17 protein-coding genes are annotated in these 17,175 nt (G+C 56.7%); 6 read left to right on the top strand and 11 right to left on the bottom strand.

Annotated features, from left to right (window positions below; genetic code table 11):
• Window positions 1–55: 55 nt before the first annotated feature.
• The 3 genes from VM163_04985 to VM163_04975 all read right to left on the bottom strand — a co-directional run bounded on the left by VM163_04985 (window position 56) and on the right by VM163_04975 (window position 2,930).
• Entirely contained in the window at window positions 56–1,003 is a 948-nt protein-coding gene (locus VM163_04985; GenBank protein HUT03227.1) for a hypothetical protein, read from the bottom strand.
• Between the two features lie 302 nt (window positions 1,004–1,305).
• Window positions 1,306–1,563, bottom strand: a complete 258-nt coding sequence (locus tag VM163_04980; GenBank protein HUT03226.1) for a hypothetical protein — start codon at window positions 1,561–1,563, stop codon at window positions 1,306–1,308.
• A gap of 497 nt (window positions 1,564–2,060) precedes the next feature.
• Window positions 2,061–2,930 (bottom strand): site-specific DNA-methyltransferase, encoded by an 870-nt coding sequence (locus VM163_04975; protein ID HUT03225.1) that lies wholly within the window; start codon window positions 2,928–2,930, stop codon window positions 2,061–2,063.
• Window positions 2,931–3,306: 376 nt separating this feature from the next.
• On the opposite strand from VM163_04975, the gene VM163_04970 reads away from it, so the two are divergent.
• Window positions 3,307–4,533: an AAA family ATPase gene (locus VM163_04970; protein HUT03224.1), complete on the top strand. Its 1,227-nt coding sequence runs from the start codon at window positions 3,307–3,309 to the stop codon at window positions 4,531–4,533.
• Window positions 4,530–5,177, top strand: coding sequence for a DUF4276 family protein (locus VM163_04965; GenBank protein HUT03223.1), 648 nt, complete (start codon window positions 4,530–4,532; stop codon window positions 5,175–5,177). The genes VM163_04970 and VM163_04965 overlap by 4 nt, the downstream gene beginning before the upstream one ends.
• A gap of 78 nt (window positions 5,178–5,255) precedes the next feature.
• On the opposite strand, the gene cdd is transcribed toward VM163_04965, so the two are convergent.
• The 4 genes from cdd to rdgB form a co-directional block, all read right to left on the bottom strand.
• Window positions 5,256–5,645, bottom strand: coding sequence for a cytidine deaminase (gene cdd, locus VM163_04960; GenBank protein ID HUT03222.1), 390 nt, complete (start codon window positions 5,643–5,645; stop codon window positions 5,256–5,258).
• A 188-nt stretch (window positions 5,646–5,833) separates the two neighbouring features.
• Window positions 5,834–7,009 (bottom strand): glycosyltransferase family 4 protein, encoded by a 1,176-nt coding sequence (locus tag VM163_04955; GenBank protein HUT03221.1) that lies wholly within the window; start codon window positions 7,007–7,009, stop codon window positions 5,834–5,836.
• Window positions 6,945–7,808, bottom strand: coding sequence for a hypothetical protein (locus VM163_04950; protein ID HUT03220.1), 864 nt, complete (start codon window positions 7,806–7,808; stop codon window positions 6,945–6,947). Before VM163_04950 ends, VM163_04955 begins: the two co-directional genes overlap by 65 nt.
• A 22-nt stretch (window positions 7,809–7,830) precedes the next feature.
• Complete coding sequence (gene rdgB / locus VM163_04945) at window positions 7,831–8,433, bottom strand: RdgB/HAM1 family non-canonical purine NTP pyrophosphatase (protein HUT03219.1); 603 nt, start codon at window positions 8,431–8,433, stop codon at window positions 7,831–7,833.
• A gap of 227 nt (window positions 8,434–8,660) precedes the next feature.
• On the opposite strand from rdgB, the gene gcvT reads away from it, so the two are divergent.
• The 4 genes from gcvT to gcvPB are packed head-to-tail and all read left to right on the top strand — an operon-like array spanning window position 8,661 to window position 13,033.
• Window positions 8,661–9,776: a glycine cleavage system aminomethyltransferase GcvT gene (gcvT, locus tag VM163_04940; GenBank protein HUT03218.1), complete on the top strand. Its 1,116-nt coding sequence runs from the start codon at window positions 8,661–8,663 to the stop codon at window positions 9,774–9,776.
• A 40-nt stretch (window positions 9,777–9,816) separates the two neighbouring features.
• Entirely contained in the window at window positions 9,817–10,203 is a 387-nt protein-coding gene (gcvH, locus tag VM163_04935) for a glycine cleavage system protein GcvH (protein ID HUT03217.1), read from the top strand.
• A complete protein-coding gene (gcvPA, locus tag VM163_04930) occupies window positions 10,200–11,552 on the top strand; it encodes an aminomethyl-transferring glycine dehydrogenase subunit GcvPA (GenBank protein HUT03216.1) in 1,353 nt (450 codons plus the stop codon). Before gcvH ends, gcvPA begins: the two co-directional genes overlap by 4 nt.
• The gene (gene gcvPB, locus VM163_04925; protein HUT03215.1) at window positions 11,549–13,033 is read left to right on the top strand and encodes an aminomethyl-transferring glycine dehydrogenase subunit GcvPB; all 1,485 of its coding nucleotides are present in this window, start codon (window positions 11,549–11,551) and stop codon (window positions 13,031–13,033) included. The genes gcvPA and gcvPB overlap by 4 nt, the downstream gene beginning before the upstream one ends.
• 56 nt (window positions 13,034–13,089) lie before the next feature.
• On the opposite strand, the gene VM163_04920 is transcribed toward gcvPB, so the two are convergent.
• The 4 genes from VM163_04920 to VM163_04905 form a co-directional block, all read right to left on the bottom strand.
• A complete protein-coding gene (locus VM163_04920) occupies window positions 13,090–13,668 on the bottom strand; it encodes a putative metallopeptidase (protein HUT03214.1) in 579 nt (192 codons plus the stop codon).
• Window positions 13,665–15,002 (bottom strand): NAD(P)/FAD-dependent oxidoreductase, encoded by a 1,338-nt coding sequence (locus tag VM163_04915; GenBank protein HUT03213.1) that lies wholly within the window; start codon window positions 15,000–15,002, stop codon window positions 13,665–13,667. Before VM163_04915 ends, VM163_04920 begins: the two co-directional genes overlap by 4 nt.
• Window positions 15,003–15,024: 22 nt before the next feature.
• Window positions 15,025–16,569 carry an AMP-binding protein gene (locus VM163_04910; protein HUT03212.1) on the bottom strand — a complete coding sequence of 515 codons (1,545 nt, stop codon included), beginning with the start codon at window positions 16,567–16,569 and terminating at the stop codon, window positions 15,025–15,027.
• A 387-nt stretch (window positions 16,570–16,956) separates the two neighbouring features.
• On the bottom strand, window positions 16,957–17,175 hold a 219-nt coding region (locus VM163_04905; GenBank protein HUT03211.1), incomplete at its 5' end, for a hypothetical protein.

Below are 17,175 nucleotides of genomic sequence, written 5' to 3'. Positions count from 1 at the left end.
CGGGCACAACGCCTAGGCTAAGTGGCCGGCGGAGCCGGTCCGCTCCAGCCCACTGTTAGCCGGCCTCCGCGAACGACGCGATTAGAAGATCGCACACGAACTCATGCGCCGCGGCGCACACGCTCGGGAAATCAGTAACCTCTGCAGGTACCGTCCCGCTGTGCAGGATCGAGCTTCGCAAGCCATAGCAGAAGGTAAAGAAGCGTCCCGGAGCCAGCTCTAAGTAGATCCTGCCGGGTAGTAGCCGAGTTGCTAACGCCCGGCCCGCCTGTCCTATAGACTCCTGTTTGAGCCACTGGAGGCTTCCCGACATTGCGGCTCGCGTAGCGTCGTCGAGCCCACTCTTGTTTACGATCTCAACCAGTCTCGCCACAAGGTCCTGCGCCGCCGGCGGCCTTGGCTGGGGATCCAGTAGGGCCTCGACTGCGGTCATGCGAGTGATGAATCTCGAACGATCGGAGGGCTCGAAGTAGGAGGCAGATAGGATCTCGCCGGCCAGCTCCTGTTTTGGACTCATGGCCAGGGGAGTTTTAATGGCACCTGCAACCTGCTCGACGAATGCCCGTGCCGCCTTGCCAACGCTGGCCTCGAAATTCAACGCAACGAAGACCAACCCGTCGATGTGCTCGTAGACGTCGATCCCGTGAACCGCGGCACGGACAGGAGCGCCGATCTGCCTTTCCTGCCACTGCAATCCTGCACTGGTGATGAAGGCCCGTGGGGGTCTGCCACCTAAGTCTATCCCCATGCGGTTACGAACCGCCCAGAGGAGCAACGCCCGCTTGGCACGCTCCGCCGCAGTCTGTGCGTCTGCGGCGCTCGGGTATGGCCCGCCGATGAGGGCCGCACGCGAGTGCTTCTTGATCGGGCTGCCTCGGGCTCCGGAACGCAGACGGATCGTCACTTCGCCGCTATCGTTGAGTACAGAAAGCTCCTCGGCATCCTCGTTGATATGGTCCTGACCCGGGAGGCGGAATTCTAGGCGGAAGTCGTACTGTGGCATTTGCTCTCTCTCCGGCTAAACAATGTTTATATGGCTTCTTCATAACACCCTTACGTCGCGAGATCGCGGCATAAGCCCGCACTGCACAGGGTTGCATAAGCCCTGTATTACAGAGCGTTAAGACATGCTTTGCAGTCGCCGCGGGGAGATATATGGTTCTATATAAAGCACCTTCGTTCCCCCTCTACAAATCCCCACGAGGCTCTTGACGCCATTGCCGCTCGATTTCGTGCGTCGGCAATTTACCTTCCTGCGCCAGCTTATACACGGTCGATCTACCCATCTTCAGTTATTCGGCCACTTCAATGACTGTCGGCCATTCCGTTTCCATCAGTCTCTCTTTCCAACACGTTCACTCGTCCATCGAGTAATATCGAGTATAATACCGAAGACGCGGGCGTCTTGCCAAGCCCTGATCTTGAGAAGTTTTCGTAGTCATGTGAGGCAGCGTCCTCCATCAGGTGGGAAGCAGATATTGCTTTGAGCGTGTACGATATGTTGAAGAGCAGCTCCGTGTTGACATCGGGCATGAGCGGTTCATTCCGCACTGCCAGCTTCACGAATTCGAGGCACTTCTATTCTCTGATCCAAAGAAAATCGCTGGGGCGTTCCCCGATGGACCTGATCAGACTTCCAGGCTAGCTCAGATAGCCAATCGATTCGAGAGTCCGGAGGAGATTGATGACAATCCTCAGACCTGCCCAAGTGCTCGTTTAGAGCGCCTATATCCGGGCTACCAGAAACCGCTTTATGGGTCCTTGATAGCCCCCCGAACAGGTCTAGACGTGATGCGCAATAGATGTCCGCACTTCAGACAGTGGCTGGAGACACTTGAGAGATTACGGAAGCGGATAGCCCCATTCTCGACGCCCACTTAGGAAATATTCATAAGGTCATAGGCCTCTGCGTGTCGCTCTATGAAGAAACTCTCGCGGAATGACGATAGCTGACCTCGCTGATGAGCCGAATCTCCTCCCGGAGCACATCTCCGAGGCGGTGCAATACCGCACCCTCGACCGGCAGTTTACTTGAGATCTGTGCTGGCGGCGCCTCGGCGTCAATCTCTGTTAGACTTGGCGCTTAAGCCAAAGCTGCTCCCGGCCATCTTATTGGGGGCTTCTTCAGTTGCGCTTGGTCTGTCTTTGACACGCACTTCATCGATCCTCTGACGGGAAATAGCGCAATAGCTCTCGTTGATCTCGATGCCTATCCATTTTCGGCTGAGTGTCTCGGCAGCTACCGCCGTTGTTCCCGATCCGAGAAATGGATCAAGAACCAGGTCCCCCGGATCGCTGGAAATGATAATCAGCTTGCTGATCAGCTCGATTGGTTTCTGACTAGGGTGGCCACTCTTCTCTTTGGATGCTCCCTTTAGGCTTGGTATGGACAGGATGTTGGTTGCATATCGTCCCTTGGAGAGATGCTCAAGTCGGGCCCTCTTATCCCGATATCTCTTGTCACGAAGGTAGGTCTCGATCTTCTTCGCATCGTAGGGAATCCGGACTCTATCTTTGCGGAATTTGACTTTCTCGCTCTTCCGGAGCACAAGGATCATCTCGTATGCTGGAGTGAGACTGTCTCGTCGCTCATTATACCCAACGACCCGATCCCATATAATAAGGTCGTGGAACGTGAATCTCACGCAAAGCTGTGACATCAGGTGAATGAATCCGTGCTCTCGCTTTCCTAGCTGCCCGAAAACGAAGAACAAACCATCGTCCTTGAGAATGCGCATGCACTGCGAGGCCCAAGTCCCACTCCATTCCAGATACTCAGAGACCTGATGCCATTGAGTATCCCAATCCTCTTCCAGGACGTTGTAATAGGGTGGGTCAGCGATTATGGCCTGCGCATGGCACGTTGGCAGCTCAGGCAAGACCGTAAGAACGTCATCCTGGATAATGGTCCCCGGCGGAATCAAAGACATCTGATCTCGATTCTGTCGCTCAATGTCGTGTAGCGCACACTCGCTCCTGGGCCAAGCTAAATTGCCGAATCCTCAGGCCATAGATGATCTGACTTCCCAGTTTTATTCTCAATCATCGTTGGGGGGGTGTCAAGGAGAGGGGCTGCAATGCCTGGCATGGCTTCGCAGGCCTCGCTGACGAGGCGAAGCTTCTCCCTGAGCACATCTCCGAGGCGGTGTAATATAGGACTCTCGACCGGCAGTTTTTGTAGTTCCCGGCCGGAGATTGAATGTCGTTGGCGCAATGATGGGCCGGTTGTATATTCTGGATCGAGCGCCAAGAACAAGAGCTGTTATAATAGCTTTATGGAGTCGAACTTCCTGACTCGAGGGACTAATGCTTACACACATTGAGATTAGGGGCTACCGCAGCCTGAAGGACGTTCGCCTCGATATGGAGCCGCTCAACGTCCTGATCGGCCCCAACGGCTGCGGCAAGTCCAACTTCATGGATGTCTTTGCCCTGCTCAAGCAGGCTGCACGCGGCGGGCTCAGCGAAGGCATTGAAAGGCGAGGCGGCATCGCGAGCATTCAGCATAGGGGCGGCGAGATTGGGCTGGCGTTCAGGTTGGACTTCGGGAGCCGGGAGTTGGTGGCTCCCAGCATTTTATGCATCTCTTATGCTGTTTCTGTTAAGGCCCGTGGCACCTTTCCAATAGTGCAGGCTGAGGAGATGTGGGTTCCAGGTTGGGAGCCAGAGAATCCTGATGAACCAGAATCTGGAGGGCTCGAGACTATAGAGGAGATGATCATGTCCCGCACCAGCGATAAACCGAACCAAGCGGTGCTCTACATGGGTCCGGACGGATGCCCGGACGTCCCTCCTCCTCAGATCAAAGAACTTGAGAGTGAGTCCGAATTGGCCATTTTTCAGGTCAAAGACCGGGCAGCCTATTGGCGTCAATACGTGATTCTACAGACGTTGGAGAACTGGATGGTCTATCCTCCCATAGATATCGGGGCGCAAACTAAAATCCGGCAGCCAGAGACAATCCGGCCCGGGTTCCGTGTATTTTCAAATTGCTCCAACGCAGTTGCTGTGCTCCATGCGGTGAGTCAAACCAATAAGACCGTCTGGGCAGAGATGCTCGATGTCTTGCGTGTCGCGTACCCCGAGCTCGACGACATCAGATTCCCACCGGAAGGCGGAGACGGAAAAGTTAATCTACGCTGGTTCGAGAAGCCCTTCGAGAATGAGGCCGGTTTTTCTGCGGAGTATCTCTCCGATGGCACAGTGAGAATGCTAGCGCTCGTTGCGATACTGATGACTCCTGACCCGCCGCCTCTGATCTGCATAGATGAGCCTGAGATCGGGCTGCATCCTGAGCTTGTGGAACTGGTTGCAGAGCTCCTGCAATCGGCAGCCACTCGGACCCAGGTCATAGTCGCGACTCACTCGCCGGAGCTCGTATCGAAGCTGAAGCCTAACGAGGTGATTGTGGTCGAGAAGGAGGATGGCGCCACCGTCATGGAGCGCTTGTCCGAGGAAGAGCTCGCCGTCTGGCTCGATAAGTTCCGCCTCGGCGACCTGTGGACATCCGGCCATATCGGGGGTCGCCCTTGAGTGGATCGCGGCTTCGCCGGGCCAGGACGATCGTTATTCTCTGCGAGGGTAAGACCGAGATGATCGCCGTCGAACACTTCGTCAAGCGCTGCTGGAACGCAGAAGACCTGAGATCAATCGCCCTACATCCGATCAATCTCAAGGCCAAACTCGACGACGTATTTGGCAGTGTAGTGAGATTCCGCAAGGATCCGAAAGTCATTGCGATTTTCACTCTGATCGATCTCTATGGCATGAATCGGGTCGTGCGCAAGTCCGACAGCGCACTCGAGGAGAAGGTTGAGGCAGTTCGCGCTTGGCTGAGGGATGGTGTTGATGCAAACCTACGGGGGTTCTTTCACCCTCACGTCTCGGTTCACGAGGTCGAGGCATGGCTGCTTGCGGATGGGAAGTGCATTGATAAGAGCGTCATGCCGGATCCTAATGCCGAGAACAAGAACTTCGAGAATCCTCCTAAAGCTCGCGTGGATAAGGTACTCAAACGCCTGCGGAAGGGAGACGGGTACGGCGAGGTCAGGGACGGGACAAGCATGTTCAAGAAAGCTAGGTTCGACGTCGTCTATCGGAGCTGCTCATACTTCAAAGGCTTCTATGACGATCTGAAGAACGTCGCACAGAAAGAGTTGAATAACCCAAACGAATAGCGCCCCAAACGGCAGGTCTCCTGAAAAAACCTCTGACCCATAATCCAGCCGGAAGAGTCCCAGATTCCCGGCCGCCCTCTATCCTGTCCTGTGCCGGAACGGTTCAGGAAGCAGCGCCTCAATCGGTTTCTTGACGAACTCGCAATCCCTGTTGGCCATGATTACCTGGACATTTGGCGCAAACTCCAGGATCAGCTGCCTGCACTTCCCGCAAGGCGTAACGAAATCGTCGGCAGCGCCCCAGACTGCGATCATCTCAAAGCTCTTTACACCGCTGGAAAGAGCGTTCGTCAGCGCAACCTGCTCGGCACAGACACTCATCGACAGCGAGGCGTTCTCGATGTTGCAGCCGAGAAATAACCTCCCGTCCGAAGATAGGAGCGCCGCGCCAACGCGAAATCCTGAGAAGGGAACGATTGCGTTCTCGGCGGCTTTTCTTGCCCAGGTTACAAGCTCGGCATCCTTCATCCTGACTCCTATACGTGCCAAAACAGTTCGATAACTCCGTCAAATGCGAGCGCCGACGTAGGCGATCGGCAAGTTGGGGAGCGAAATCTATACATTATCACGGCAATATGCAACCTGAATTGTCGCCGCGGAGTGTTACCTGGCCGTGTGGGCACGTGCAGCCCGCGATAGCCAATTGCCGACGCTTGCTAGCGCTCAGCTATGATTGCCTCGTAAACGCTCTGCACCCTCTCGATCGTGGATTCAAGGGTGTATTTCGCCTTCGCAACGGCAAGCGCACGGCCGCAGAGATCAGCCCTGAGACCGGCATCGGAGAGGAGCCGGATGACCTTCCTGGCTAAGTCCTCATGGTCGCCAGGCTCGAACAGAAGTCCTGTCTTCTCATCATCGACGAGCTCCGTGATACCGGGGATGCGCGACGCAACAACAGGACGCCCCGCAGCCATCGCCTCGAGCGCGACCAGGCCAAAAGTCTCCTCGAACGAGGCGACAGCGACTACGCTGCATCGCCGGTAGAGCTCGCGGAGCCTGCTCGTGTAACCAACGAACTGGACGCAGTCGGAGAGGCCGAGCTCATTGGCGAGTTGGACGAGTTTCTCTTTGAATCCCAGGTTCTCGAGCGAAGTCGGACATTCCTCACCGGCCACGACGAACGCCGTATCCGGAAGCTCTTTGCGAACGATTGCGGCAGCTTTCAGGAACAGCTGCTGGCCTTTACCGGGGTGGAGGCGCCCGACCGTGAGGATTGTCTTTGTTCGTCCGGTTGGCTGTTTAGGCGATTGCACAAAGCCCTCGGCCTCGACTCCGTTCGGGATGACAATGATCTTACTGGGGGAAGCCTTGTCCGCTACTAACGCGTCCTTCAGCGCACTGGAGACCGCGATTAACTTCCTCGCCCTCCCATAGCAGAAGCGCCTCGTCAAGAGGTGGAAGATTCTTTTCGGCCGGCTGTGTATCTTGGGATAGGCGTGGATCATCGCGACAGTTGGGACTCCAGTGATTAAGGACGCGATTGTGCAGAACTTGAGCGCCCAGAGCGAGTTGGCGTGCACGACGTCGATTTTCTCACGCCTGATGAGCTGGACGAGCTCTTTGATCGCATTGAACACCGGCAGGACGAAACGGCACGTTCTCTTTAGGCCATCGAGGTCTATCAGATGCGTCTGAACAGCATTATTCTTGAGCTCTTGGTAGAGTATGCCCTTGTGAGGCACGACGACTATGGGGCAGAAGCGGTTGGTGTCAATGTGCGAGGCGATCTGAAGAGCAACGCGCTCAGCACCACCAATATGGGGGAAATCAAGGACTATCAGGAGATTCTTGGATTGTGGTTTCAACTTGGCTGGGAGGAATCTTGGTAACACTATCGGGGACCTGGATGGAAAAGGCACCACCAGCAATGGGTATATTAGCTCTCACTGAACCGATAACTATCTTGATTATGAAGCCGTCAATCTTAGACCTGATATTGAGCTCGAACGGACAATAGGTCTGTTCGACCCGGCGGTAGTCAGCGAACTGGACCTCAAGCAGCATCTGACCAGTTTGTGAGAAAACCTCCTGCCGGACAGGTAGGAGCGTCTCGAAATCAAGCAGCGTTCGCTGCCATGACTGGCCGTGGGAGGCGTCGCTGTAAAGCCAGATACCGTCTGATGTCGCCTCCCAGAAGACGTCCTTAGACGGCAGTTTCTGAACAAAAAGATCGGCCAGGTCTGCCTCCAGGACCTCGCTGATGCCATGCTTCTGAGCAATAGTGAGCTCTTTGAACCGAGACCTTGTGCCCCGAATGAGTTCGTTGCGCGTTGGCAGATACAGCTGTACCTTGCGGGATTTCGTCAAGAGATCGAACGCCGGAACCGTGCCGCCGGCATAGCCCTTCATCCTCAACTTGTCTGGGACGTCGCAGACAGCCTCGCAGCGAAAGCACTTCGAGAATAGGACTCGCTCATTCGTACGCGAGATGGACATAGTCAGGCTCATAGCGAACGTTTTGATCGAGTTGCGGCTCTGATTGAAGTGCTCAAGTCTATCCTCAAGCTCCTCTGTAGAAAAAGAAGGCTGGGAACGTTCGTCCTGGCCGCGCTGCACAACCACGGGCTTGACACACCCCATCAAAACCAGAAGAGCAACCCCAATGGCACACCACACTGATGTTTTGAACATGTGCCCTGCAAGCTCCCGAAACCTAGACATTAGACACAAGGTATTCCCTCGCCTGTGCCATCGCTACCGCGCGGTGGCTGATCCTGTTCTTGACGTCCGCACTCAATTCGCCAAAGGTTCTATCATATCTGTCCGGAATGAACAACGGATCGTAGCCAAAGCCATGCTCGCCTGCCGCCTCGAAAGCAATCCTGCCCTCGCACTCGCCTCGGAAGATGTGAACCTCGCCATTTGCCTCGGCAATCGCAACGACAGAGACAAATCGTGCGGTTCGCTTATCTCTCGGGACGCCGCTCAGCTTCTGAAGCAGTGCCTCGTTTCTCTCATCCGGCGATGCGCTGGCGGAGACGAAGCGTGCGGACAACGGCCCAGGAGCACCTCCCAAACAGTCAACCTCAAGGCCAGAATCCTCGCCGAGCGAGAGATTGCCAGAGGCCTCCGCCGCACGGCGCGCCTTCGCGACGGCGTTCGCCTCGTAATCGCTCCGGCCCTCTGTGCCTTCAAGGATAGCTCCTGCATTGGGCAATATCGTCACGCGGACAGGGGCGCCATTCAAGAAACCAGCCAGCTCTTTAACTTTGCCCTCGTTCGATGACGCCACTACGATAAGAACATCTTCCTTCACCCTAGTCTCCTTGCCTCCAAAACGTCCGTCCTATCACAGAATCTATTCGGTCACGACGTAGTTTTCAAATCACTGACGTAGCTGCCCGAAAGAGCCCTGTTTCTGCTGCCATGCGATCGGGGCTGAATCAGAAGTCAGCTGCGGCAGACTCACCCCATCTTTCGTTTGACAGCTCAAGAGTCTTGTGTCAGGTTCTTGGCCTGTTTCTACATTAGAGGAGATATGAGATGACACAAACAAAAAAGACTGCTCTAAATGCTGTTGTCAAGGAGCTCGGCGGCAGAATGGTGGAGTTCGCCGGATGGGAGATGCCGGTACAATTCTCCGGCATAATCGATGAGCACAACACTGTTCGGACCGCGGCTGGCCTTTTCGACGTCAGCCACATGGGAGAGATTGAGTTCAGGGGCGACGATGCGCTCAGGGCGCTGCAGAAGCTCGTCTGCAACGACGTTAGCAAGATGTCAATTGGTCAGGCCATGTACACGGGGATGCTCTACCCCAACGGCACATTCGTTGACGATCTTCTAGTTCACAAGATCGCCGATGACTATTACATGCTTTGCGTCAACGCAGGCAATTCCGACAAGGACTTCGCATGGGTCAAAGAGAACACGTTCGGGAACGTAGATGTCACGAATGCAAGCCTGAAGACGGCGCAGATCGCGCTTCAGGGACCCAAGGCGAGTCGCATACTACAGAAGATAACGCCGGTTGACTTGAGTCAGATTCGCTATTACTGGTTCACTCACGGGAGCGTTGCTGGCGTTGAGAACCTCCTTATCGCCGCTACTGGCTACACGGGAGAGCGAGGGTTCGAGATTTACGTTCCGAATGAGCGTGCTGAGCATATTTTTCGCGAGATGATGAAGGCCGGCGAGGAGTTCGGCATCAAGCCCACCGGCCTGGGTGCCCGCGACACGCTCCGGCTCGAGGCCGGCATGATGCTCTACGGTAACGATATCGACGACACGACGACGCCTCTCGAGGCGAATCTCAGCTGGATCGTCAAGATGGATGCGGGCGACTTCATCGGGCGAGAGGCGCTGCAAAAACAGATTGAGAACGGTATCAAGCGCCGGCTGGTTGGTTTCGAGATGCTTGTGGCCGGCATCCCGAGGCACGGGTATGAGATTCACAGCGACGGGGCGAAGGTTGGCTATGTAACGAGTGGGACAATGGCGCCTTTCCTGAAGAAACCGATCGGCCTGGGTTACGTGCCGGTTGAGTTGACGGAGCTCGAAACAGAGCTGGATATTATGATACGGGGTCGTGCAGTTAGGGCGAAAGTAGTAGCGACGCCGTTCTACAAACGGCCCAGGAAGAAAAAGAGGATAACTTAAGTCTGTATCCGAGTGATTAGCTAGAAAGGAGTTAGATGTAATGATTCCGGAGCATCTGAAATACGTTGCGACGCATGAGTGGCTTGATCCCAAGACGGGGAAAACGGGGATTACGGATCCAGCCCAGGAGCAGCTTGGCGACATGGTCTTCGTCGAGTTTCCCGAGGTTGGCAGCGAGTTTGCCCAGGGCGAGAGATTCGGCTCGGTCGAGTCAGTGAAGTCAGTGAGCGACTGTTATTTGCCCGTCTCCGGCAAGGTGCTCGCTATTAACGAGGACTTGTTGGAGGCTCCTGAGGTCATCAATCAAGACCCTTACGAGAAGGGCTGGCTGATTAGGATCGAGATCAAGAATCCGGCCGAGATCGACGAGCTGATGAGCGCCGCAGTTTACGACAAGTTCGTCAAAGAGGAGGCTGGCGAGCATTGAGGCGGTACATTCCCAATACGGACGCTGATCGCGAGGCGATGCTTCGCGAGATTGGCGTCAATGACGTGGGGGAGTTGTTTGCCGACATTCCAGCCGAGGTGCGGCTACGTCGGCGACTCAAGCTGCCCGAGTCGCTCTCAGAGCCAGAGCTCATGTCGTTGATGAGAGAGTTCTCGGCCAGATGCGCTAGCGCAGAGCAATATACCTATTTTCTCGGGGCGGGCTGCTACAACCACTACATTCCCAGTATCATCGACCACGTCCTAACACGCTCGGAGTTCTATACGGCTTACACACCGTATCAGCCCGAGCTCAGCCAGGGCACGCTACAGGCCATGTTTGAGTTTCAGACGCTAGTCTGCCAGCTGACCGGAATGGAGGTCGCCAACTCCTCCATGTATGACTGCGGGACGGCGCTCGCCGAGGCGGCAATAATGGCCACCCGCGTTCGAGCGAAACGTGGGTCTGTTGCTGTTGCAAGTAGCGTTCATCCCGAGTATCGAGCCGTGCTGAGGGGCTACCTTGGGCGGCTTGGTCTCAAGGTGCAGGAGTTTGGCTTCAGCGAGTCTGGGAGGGTGGTCGATACTGCCTCTTTTGAGAACTCGCTTAACGACGACGTGGCGGCGGTCATCGTGCAGTCGCCCAACTTCTTCGGGGTGATAGAGGACCTTGCGGCGCTGGCGGATGCGACGAGGGGCGTCGGGGCACTTTTGGTCGTGGCAGTTGCAGACCCCATTTCGCTCGGTATTCTGAAGTCGCCCGGCGAGCTCGGCGCCGATATTGTGGTGGGCCAAGGCCAGGGCCTCGGCATCCCGATGTCGTTCGGCGGGCCGCACCTGGGGCTGTTCGCTTGCCGCGAGAAATACGTTAGGCAGATGCCCGGTAGGCTCGCTGGCCGCACGGTTACCCACGATGGGCGGCCAGGTTTCGTCATGACGCTTGCCACGCGCGAGCAACACATCAGGCGCGCCCGCGCAACGTCCAACATCTGCACTAACCACCAACTAATGGCGCTTGCGGCCGCCGTGTATATGACGACGATGGGAAAGGCCGGGATGCGCAAGGTGGCCGAACTCAACCTTCTCAAGACGGATTACGCCAAGAATCGACTCTCGGACATGGGAGCTCAACTCGTGTTCTCAGGACCCGTCTTCAACGAGTTCGTTGTGAAGACCGCACGGCCAGTGAATGTTGTCAACGAGGCGCTTCGCAAACACGGGATCATCGGCGGGCTCTTGCTGAATCGTTTCTACTCGCAGTTTGACGACCGAACGATGCTCGCATGTTGCACCGAAAGCGTGTCCAAAGATGCGATTGACACGTTTTGCGAGGAGGTGACGCGGCGATGACAGTAAGGAGATTCATGGAAGGCTTGGTGCAGGAAGAGGGCCTCATCTTCGAGCGTAGCCGTGAGGGCAAGCGGGCTTTCTCGCTGCCCGAGCCGGATGTCCCCGTGCGGGGTCTTGCCGAGATTGTCCCGGGCAACCTACTGAGGGATGAGCTCAAGGGTTTCCCGGAGGTGTCCGAGGTCGATGTGGTGCGGCACTTCACGAGGCTTTCCACGTGGAACTACGGTGTCGATACGGGTTATTACCCGCTGGGCTCATGCACGATGAAATACAATCCTAAGGTGAACGAGGACATATCTCGCCTGCCGGGGTTCGCCCAATCGCACCCGTATCAGGGCGATGAGCTGTCTCAGGGAGCCCTGAGGCTGATGCTCGAGCTGGCCGAGTTTCTCGCCGAGATCGGCGGAATGGCCAAGGTGAGTCTTGCGCCCGCTGCTGGCGCGCACGGGGAGCTTACTGGGACGGCGATCATTCGGGCGTTCCACACTAGGAGCGGCAACCCTCGTTCCAAGATCATCGTGCCCGACTCGGCACACGGCACGAACCCCGCGTCAACCTCCAGATGTGGCTACGAGTCGATCGAGATCAGATCGAACGAGCACGGCTGCGCTGACCCACACGCGGTCGCCGCCGTCATGACCAATGACGTGGCGGGGATAATGATCACCAACCCTAACACGCTCGGGATATTTGAGGAGAACATCTGCGAGATCGCTGAGATAGTCCACTCAAAGGGCGGACTCGTATATTGCGACGGCGCCAACCTCAACGCAGTCATGGGCATCGCCCGGTTCGGCGAGATGGGCGTCGATGTGATGCACTTCAACCTGCACAAGACGTTCTCGACCCCACACGGAGGCGGCGGCCCCGGAGGAGGGCCAGTCGGGGTCGTCGAGAAGCTCGCCCCTTTCCTACCCCTCCCCACCATCGAGAAGGGCCCGCACGGGTTCTACCTCAACTACGATTCGGCAGACTCGATCGGGCGAATAATCAGCTTCTACGGCAACTTCGGGGTCATGGTCAAGGCCTACTGCTGGATACGCTCGCTGGGGCCGGACGGGATCAAGGCTGCGACGGAGAACGCCGTCATAAACGCTAACTACATCCGACAACGCCTCAAGAAGCACTACCACCTCCCTTATGACCGTCTGTGCAAGCACGAGTGCGTCTTCTCCGACGCCAGCCAGCTCCCGGACGGCGTCAACACCATGGACATCGCAAAGCGACTCATGGACTACGGGATGCACCCACCCACTAACTACTTCCCGCTGATAGTCAACCACGCCATTATGGTCGAGCCAACCGAGTCGGAGGATAAGGCCTCGATCGATCAATACATCGACGCAATGATCGCCATCGCGAAGGAGGCACAGACCGACCCCGAAGTTGTAAAGTCCGCGCCGCACAAGACCAAACTCTCGCGCCTCGACGAGGTTCGAGCTGCCCGACGACCGGTGCTGCGCTGGAGACCGAAAGACTAATTGCGATTTGATGGGGGGATGCCGTTGCATATCGCGCCACATTCCCTCTGCAATTTTCAGTGCCCGCTGGCGCTAAAGACCGCCACGGCCTTCGGCATCTTTATCGTTTGACCCATAACGCGGCCAAACTTCGCCTGAATCTGCTTGAAGTCCATTCTCAGAAAATCCAGCAGCTCATCCTCGCCAAACCTCTTGAGATATGCATCTACCTCGCGCTTTAGCCTCGCATCGTATTGCTTCTGTGACTTGCCATGGGCGAAATACTTGCCTGAAAACCTCCTGATGTCGCCGTCGAAGTCTGGGCTGATGTGGTAGAGCTCGTGAAAGACCGTCAGCAACTTCGTCTCGAGCAGGAGGTTCTGGAACCTCGGGTAGTAGAAATACATCACGTATAGGATTCTCCGGGAGCCGATCTGAATAGTTGGGTATGCGAACTTGCGGCCGCGATGTTCTATCTCTTTGTTGCCGCCCCGGAAGGTGGTGGGGTGTATTTTGGCATACACACCTTGCAGGGACTGCTTCCTGGACCTCGCATAGCAGACGAGCAGACCGTTAGGGTCGATGTGGGAGAAGATTGAGACGTTCTGGCAGATGTGTGCCGTGATCTCAAAAAGACAATCCGTGACGTTGATCACTCGGCATTCATCTCCCGAGCAAGCGACGAAGCCGCGTTCCGGCCAAACAGAATCGAATTGCTGACGTTTCTCGTGATCGGGTATATCTGCGCGGTGTTGTAGATGTAGAACCGCGGATAGGGCGAATTGTGCTCGGGAACGAGCTTGGAGTAATTGAGCGTATAATAAGGATCGGCGAACGGGTGTCTGAAGACGAAGAACTGCTCAACCCAATCCATCCGCAGCTCAGGGAATATCCTTGAGAGCGCCTGGACGTAAACCTCCAGCAGCTCCTCGTCTGAATGCTTGTTCAGGCGATGGTCGGCGGTAAGGTAGTTCGGTAGATATACTATCGTCTTGCCGCCGAACTCCGAGGCGCAGCGAAGGCGCGAGTATTCAATGACCCCCGGGAAGGGCATTGAGCCGTCGCCGATGTTAAGCCAGAAAAACCTCGACAGGCTGCGCTTGAGGACAAGCACCATGTTCAGGACAGTCTGGTATTTGATCGACGAAAGCCTTGTCCTGTAGCCGTCAGAAAAGAATGTGGCGGCATCGAGGAGCGCGGGCAGCGGCAGGGTTGAGATGACCGCCTTGTATGTCCGTTCACCCTGTGCCGATTCCACCAGATACTGACCCTCCTTTGTCCTCGAGATGCGCTTGACGGGGCAGGCGGTCAGAATCTCTCCGCCCAGGTCGTCTATCCTCCTGATATATTGGTCAATCAGAACCGCAAGGCTGCCCCTCACGTATCCGAAATGCTCCAGCGCGCTGCCCCTTCGCTTTGAGTCCGAGCGCCTCTTGGTTCTTGCCCAGAGCCACGAAAGCGGGATATGGTCCTCGAACACATCGAACTTGCTTTTCATAAGGTGCGACCATGCCACCTCGTAGCCTCGCACGCCCGCCCATTTCTTGAGCCATCTCGACGCAGGGACGCTCTCCAGCGCCCTCCAATCCCTCTTGAACATCAGCCAGACCATCGCAGCGCCCAGCCGCAGCCGGGACACGATGTCCAGCGCGCTGAAGCGCAGAAGATCTGCCGGCGTCGTGAAGTCAAACAGACGATTGTGAACGAACATCCCCATTCGGCAATCGGCCCACTGAACTGAATCGTCTAGCCCAAACTCGGCCATCTCCTTCAAGATGACCTTGTCGCCGTGGCAGATGAAATGGTGATATTTCTCGAGCTTCGTCCCGCAGACGTCGAATGTCCCAGCAAGCCCTCCCAACTCCTTGTCCGCCTCATAAACGACGACGTGGCCGAGGCGCTGTCGCAAGCAATAGAACGCCGCGGACAGACCTAGTATTCCTCCGCCGAGAACCGCTACGCTCGGCCCTGTAACCTTTTCCTCTGACATGAATGGCCCTCGAGTCGCTAGCTCAACCCTGAATCAACATCTCTCTTATCTGCCACTTGAGGGGCTTCCCAAGGGGCGAGAGTGGAATCTCATCCCAGAAATCAACCCGCCTGGGCACCTTGTGAGCCGAGAGGCCCCTGCGACAGTGCTCGGTAACCGTTGCCTCGTCAAGAGACGCTCCTTTTGCACGTTGGACGATGGCGACCGGCCGCTTGCCCAGGTGCGAGTCCGAAACACCCACAACCGCGACCTCCAGCACACCAGGGATATCCCTTATCAGGTCCTCAATCTCGTGCGGATAGACGTTAGCGCCCTGGACAAGAATCATGTCGTCTTTTCGGTCCTCTATGTAGATATATCCGTCGCTGTCCATCCTCGCCATATCACCCGATCGAAGCCAGCCATCGGCGATTCTCTCCTCGGTGGCAACCTCATCCCCGAAATAGCCGGACATAACGTTCGGGCCTTTGACCAGAAGCTCGCCGACCTCGCCCCTAGCAAGCTCCTCGCCGCTTTCGCCAACAACCTTTACCGAAACGCCTGGCACAGGAACACCGATAGAGCCGTTCTTGCGAATCCCATCATGCGGATTGAGCGAGACAACCGGCGCGGCCTCCGTCAGGCCGTAGCCCTCGAGCAACGGGGCCCTGTATTTTCTTGAAAACATCTCAATCGTCCGAATCGAAAGAGGCGCTGCGCCTGATGCAAAGAAGCGGACGGTATCGAAGCAGGATGCAGTGCCCTGGTCTGCCAGGGCCATTATTCCGAACAGCGCGGGGATGCCAACGAAAACCGTAACCCCAAAGCGCTTGACCGCGTCGGCTACGAGCTCTTTTTTTGGGCCGGGCAAAACGACGCAGGTTGAGCCAAGAAGCAGCGGCAACATCGTGCACACGGTAAACCCGAACGAATGATACATCGGAATGAGGGTGATGAACACATCGTCCTGAGAAACCGGCAGCGCAGCAGAGCAGCTTATCGCGTTCGATACGATGTTGCGGTGCGACAGGACAACACCTTTGGGACTGCCCGTGGTGCCGGACGTGTAAAGTATTACTGCCGGATCGCCCGACAAGACCTCGGTATGTGCCGATGGCGAGAGCGCCTCGTTTTTAGGGGCGGAATAGCGGATGTCCCCGCCCGCATCCCATGCAACGGTTATCAACGTGGGCTTTGAACCCGCCTGCGCAACGCCTGCCTCGACCGTGTCCGGTAATCCGTCAAAGACGATCCCGAAAGATGCCCGTGAATGCTGAAGCAGACTGGCGATCTCCGCCGGCGTGAAGCTTGTCGAGAATGGGACAGCGACCGCACCCAGCTTGAATGCGGCCAGATATGACACAAAAAAGGCCGCTGAATTGGGCAGGGACAGAAACACTCGGTCGCCTCTTGTGACTCCAACTCCCGAGAGCACCTTTGCGAGGCGGTTCACTTCGGAGTTGAGCTCGCCGTAGGTCAAGGTTGCGGAGGAGTAGTGCAGAGCTGGTTTCCCAGAAAAGCGCTCGGCAGAGGCCCGGAACAGCCCGTATAGGTTCTCACCGCCGCTGGCGCTGATATTTTTCTCCATAGGGCAACAAGATAGCCAGGTTCGGCAGCAGAATCAAGCCGAGCAGCTAGCCAGAAAAATCAGATTGGAGGCAGGAGAGTTCATAAGATGAGCATGTTTAGCGGCTGTCGCCGTCCGTGAGGTGAGGCAGTTTATGGGGGACAGCCATCGCGTGTCCCCCATGCCCCCTCCGCGACCGGAGAGCCTCCGCTCCCATAGACTGGGCCGAGGGTGGCGTGGCCACACCATTACCCTGGGCCGAGGCGCCGCATACGCGTCGTTTCGGCTGCTGAGCTGAGCTGGGAATGTGCGAGGGACCCCTGCACCAACCATCCAAACAGCTGCCCGAGTGCCGTGGCCACCCGCATCTTCGTGCTCCTTCGTGGCCCTTCGTGGACAGAACTACCATCAATCATCTCTCACCTCGAAGGGGGATGAGGCGGTGCGATAGAGGTTTGAGATTGAGGAGGGGGCGGTGAGGCCGACGTGGAACGTGTATGCGCCGGCTGGGGCCTGCTCGGGGAGGGTGGTGTTCAGGAGGACGAGGTCGTCGATAGCGCCGTATGCGGGAAGGGGGACGTTCGCGAAGTAGGGCACGGGGTATGCGAAGAGCGCCAGGCCCGTGGG

It is taken from the genome of bacterium (assembly GCA_035527515.1).
Classification (GTDB): Bacteria; B130-G9; B130-G9; order B130-G9; family B130-G9; genus B130-G9.
The sequence above is the reverse complement of the archived record's forward strand: the minus strand, read 5'-3'. Positions and strand labels throughout refer to the sequence as shown.

Coding starts and splice junctions, on each gene's coding strand:
- gcvT (HUT03218.1), top strand. CDS start 8,661: ATGACACAAACAAAAAAGACTGCTCTAAATGCTGTTGTCAAGGAGCTC.
- gcvPB (HUT03215.1), top strand. CDS start 11,549: ATGACAGTAAGGAGATTCATGGAAGGCTTGGTGCAGGAAGAGGGCCTC.
- VM163_04950 (HUT03220.1), bottom strand. CDS start 7,808: ATGTTCAAAACATCAGTGTGGTGTGCCATTGGGGTTGCTCTTCTGGTT.
- VM163_04985 (HUT03227.1), bottom strand. CDS start 1,003: ATGCCACAGTACGACTTCCGCCTAGAATTCCGCCTCCCGGGTCAGGAC.
- VM163_04970 (HUT03224.1), top strand. CDS start 3,307: ATGCTTACACACATTGAGATTAGGGGCTACCGCAGCCTGAAGGACGTT.
- gcvH (HUT03217.1), top strand. CDS start 9,817: ATGATTCCGGAGCATCTGAAATACGTTGCGACGCATGAGTGGCTTGAT.
- cdd (HUT03222.1), bottom strand. CDS start 5,645: ATGAAGGATGCCGAGCTTGTAACCTGGGCAAGAAAAGCCGCCGAGAAC.
- VM163_04915 (HUT03213.1), bottom strand. CDS start 15,002: ATGTCAGAGGAAAAGGTTACAGGGCCGAGCGTAGCGGTTCTCGGCGGA.
- VM163_04910 (HUT03212.1), bottom strand. CDS start 16,569: ATGGAGAAAAATATCAGCGCCAGCGGCGGTGAGAACCTATACGGGCTG.
- VM163_04975 (HUT03225.1), bottom strand. CDS start 2,930: ATGTCTTTGATTCCGCCGGGGACCATTATCCAGGATGACGTTCTTACG.